Origin of the sequence: Mycobacterium sp., assembly GCF_019247615.1 — a bacterium.
In the GTDB taxonomy this organism is placed as follows: Bacteria; Actinomycetota; Actinomycetes; order Mycobacteriales; family Mycobacteriaceae; genus Mycobacterium.
Genome location: NZ_JAFBAT010000231.1, coordinates 1 through 3,566 on the forward strand (window position 1 = coordinate 1; position 3,566 = coordinate 3,566).

General features: G+C 64.9%; 3 protein-coding genes and 1 pseudogene. 2 read left to right on the forward strand and 2 right to left on the reverse strand.

Annotation, left to right across the window (positions count from 1 at the left end):
- Window positions 1-343, reverse strand: a pseudogene (locus JO059_RS15985) (NAD(P)-dependent oxidoreductase); the annotation flags it as partial.
- 125 nt (window positions 344-468) lie between these two features.
- Complete coding sequence (locus tag JO059_RS15990) at window positions 469-1,812, reverse strand: hypothetical protein (RefSeq protein ID WP_293320368.1); 1,344 nt, start codon at window positions 1,810-1,812, stop codon at window positions 469-471.
- Between the two features lie 229 nt (window positions 1,813-2,041).
- On the opposite strand from JO059_RS15990, the gene JO059_RS15995 reads away from it, so the two are divergent.
- Window positions 2,042-3,061 carry a glycosyltransferase family 2 protein gene (locus JO059_RS15995; protein ID WP_293320370.1) on the forward strand — a complete coding sequence of 340 codons (1,020 nt, stop codon included), beginning with the start codon at window positions 2,042-2,044 and terminating at the stop codon, window positions 3,059-3,061.
- 11 nt (window positions 3,062-3,072) lie between these two features.
- The coding region (locus tag JO059_RS16000; RefSeq protein WP_293320372.1) for a GtrA family protein at window positions 3,073-3,566 on the forward strand (494 nt) is incomplete at its 3' end.

The window sequence follows — 3,566 nt, forward strand, 5'->3', positions numbered from 1 at the left end:
GGGTCGCGTACTCCAGGCGTTCGGTTAGGGTGCGATTGGCCGCGACATACTCACCGAGCGACATGTCGGCAATTCGGTCCCGCGTGAGAAACGCGCAGTCCAGCACGACAGTCGGCGCGAACGCTGCCACCTCCCGGTCGTCCCAGACCCGGCACTCGATCTGACAATCACCGACTCGGATGAACCTGGCCCGGCTGGCCAAGGCCAGCGTGGGCAAACCCAGCGGGGCGAGCAGGTCGAGGGCGGTCCGCCCGAGCCAACCCGATGCGCCGGTGACAAGTACCCGATCGTTGCCGAGGGCCTGCGCCGCGAGCTTGCGTGCACCCGTGCTCACCAATTCCATCACGTTGCAGGCCGGCGACTCATGGCCGGCAGCCTACGCCGGGCGCGAGCTGCCGGTCGCACCCGTTGTCCGCTGCCGATGCGCCACCAGCGCGGTATACACCGCAGTTTCCATTGGTGAATGCTTCAGTGTTTGGTGGTCCAGATCGCCTGGATTGCCGAGCCGACGGCCGCATCCGGTAGTTCGAGCACGCGGTTGTTACCGGAGTCGGTGACGTAGACGTTCCCTTCGGTGTCCACGGCGACCCCGGTGGGATGGTTTAGGTCGGTGAACGGCAGCTCACCTTGTTGGGTTGCGCCCGCCGGCAGTACCAGCACCCGGCTGTGGTCTTTGTCGAGGCCGTCGGTGACGTAGACGTTGAAGGCCAACTCGGTCTCACCCTGCTTTCCGGGGCGCGGTACCACGAAAGGACGTGGATCCACGGCCACCCCGTTGGGACTCGTTAAACCGGAAAGGGGCAGCTTGGTCACAGCGTTGGTGCCCGACGACAGTTTCCAGACGGCGTCCTTGCCCGCGGCGTAGAGGTTGCCGGCATTGTCTACCGCCAGGCCACCACGCAAGCCGTCTGCGTCGCCCCCGAACGGGACCTCCACCTGCGTTGTCGACCAAGCCGACAATTTGAGAACTCGGCCGTTTCCGCCGTCGGCGACGTAGACATCGCCCGAATTGTCGACCGCCAGGCCCAGCGGTACTTGCGCCGCGAACGGCAGCTCAATTTGGCTGTTCCACGCCCCCGGCAGCTTCAGTACCCGGGTCTTGTCGGTCACGTAGACGTCACCACCAACGACGGCCACGTCAGAGGGAGCCTGCACGTTGAGCGGCAGTTCGACAGGATCGGTGTGGCTGGGAGGTGAACCAACTCGCCTGGGCCCGGGCGGTAGCCTCAGCACGCGATTGTTGCGATTGTCGGTGACATAGAGATTTCCCGCAGTGTCCACGGCCACCCCGGTCGACCCGTTGAGACCGCCGACCGGCAACTCGATTTGCCGTGTGTACTTGCAGGCGGTCTTTAGCTGGGTGGCCTCGGCGTTGTTCCAGTCGATCCGGGACGCAGCGCCGCGATCGCACGACAGCGTGAAAAACACCGACGTCTCTTTACCGCGTGGCGACGTCTGGGGCCCACTCACCGTGATGGTCCCGTGCTGAAAATGTGGATCGGCGAACATGGCCTTCCACATCTGACGTGTCGGCAAAACCAACTCGACGTCGTAGATGAATCCCACCGGCTCTTGGACGGTGTAGGCGACGGTGCAGCGAATCTCGCCTGAGCAGTCGACCGTCGGCGAGCCGTCCTCGGGGGTGGCGTATGGAGTGCGGGCGAGCGCCTGCTGGACGACATGCGCGACAGCGTCGTTGCCGACGGTGAACGATGCCGGCGCGGAGTAATCGGGTGTCATCGAGCAACCCGCCGCAACCAACACCGCCGCGGCCATCGCGGAGATCTTGCGGAGCATGGCCGACACGCGCATATCAGTCCCCTCGTGGATGTCGGACGAACGAAGCCTAGGCACAAAGGGAAGAATTTTCCGTGGAATCGGCCGGTTTGGGCGGCGACTGGCGCGGGACCGCCGCGAACACGACCTCCAACCAGGCGCAACGGCGAGAACGCCCTGGCAGCCGCGCTGGGGCGGGCAGAATGGCCACACGATCTTTGCCAAAGACCGGCGGGAAGCGAGCAGGCGAATTACATTAACGGCCATGACCGTGGTGTGTCGCCCGGCGGTCTCCGTGGTAGCGCCCTGCTTCGATGAGGAGGATGCGCTGCCGCTGTTTCTGAGCCGGGTGGGGGGTGTGCTGGACTCACTGGGGGCGACCAGCGAGTTGGTCCTGGTGGATGACGGTTCGAGGGATCGGACCTGGGAGATCATCGAGAAGGCGGCGGTGGAGGATCCCCGCGTCCTGGGCGTGCGATTGATGCGCAACCATGGGCATCAGCTCGCGCTGACCGCGGGGCTGAGCGTGTGCCGCGGTGAACGTGTGCTGATCATCGACGCCGACCTGCAGGATCCGCCCGAACTGTTGCCCGAAATGATGGCGCTGATGGACGAGGGCGCCGACGTCGTCTACGGCCAGCGCCGCCGGCGTTCGGGTGACAGCGTCCTCAAGCGGGCAACCGCGGCCCTCTTCTACCGCGTGATCGGCCGGATGACCGATGTGGACATCCCCAGCGATACCGGCGATTTTCGCTTGATCACACGTCGCGTGCTGGATCTGCTGGTCGCGATGCCAGAGCGCCACCGGTTTGTGCGGGGAATGGTGTCGTGGATCGGCGGGAAGCAAGTGCCGCTGGTCTACGACCGCGAGGCCCGGGCGGCCGGCCAGAGTAAGTACCCGTTCGCCAAGATGGTGCGTTTTGCGGCGGACGCCATCACCTCGTTCTCGATGGTGCCGCTCAGGCTGTCCGTGATCCTCGGCTGGGTCATGTCGCTCATTGGTTTCGCGGCCGCAATCAACTCGATTCGGGGCGCGCTTCTTGGACAAACGGTTCCCGGCTGGAGCTCGCTGATGGCCGCGATCGGCATCTTGACGGGCGTGCAGTTCCTGATGCTCGGGATCATCGGCGCCTACCTGGGCCGCCTGTACGACCAGAGCAAGGGCCGCCCCCTGTTTTTGATCCGCGACATAGTGGGGGGACCAGAGGGATCGGCCACGGCGACCGGTTCGGGCACGGGTTCGCCTGGTCAACCGGTTGTTTCGCCGTCCCCGGTGTCTTCATAGGCGGGCTCCCGATGAGCCTCGACCCCTTTGCGGGCGACGACGAGCACATCCATCCGCCAGCGGGGATGGTCGGAGTTCCCGGACCGCTGTATCGGCTGATCGGGGATCAGCGGGTCGCCTTCCTGCTGGTCGGCGGCGCAAATACCGCAATCGGGACCGCCTGGTTCGTGGTGTTCTTTTGGCTTTTCCCCCGTGGAGCTGCCGGATATCTGGGTGCGTTGGCATGCGCGCATGTCGCGGCCGTGCTGTGCGCGTTCGTCCTATATCGCAGGTTCGTGTTTCGGGTGACCGGCCACGTATGGCGCGATTTGGCTCGGTTTGAGCTGGTGAATCTGTCGACGCTGAGCTTCAACTTCGCGGCCCTGCCGCTGCTGGTGGAGGTTTTTGGCTTGCCGGTCCTGCTGTCGCAGCTGCTCATCATCGGCGCGACCGTCGCGTACACCTGGTTTGCTCACCGCGGATTCTCATTTCGTCGCAGCAGGGCTGAACTCGGTCTCGGCGAGCA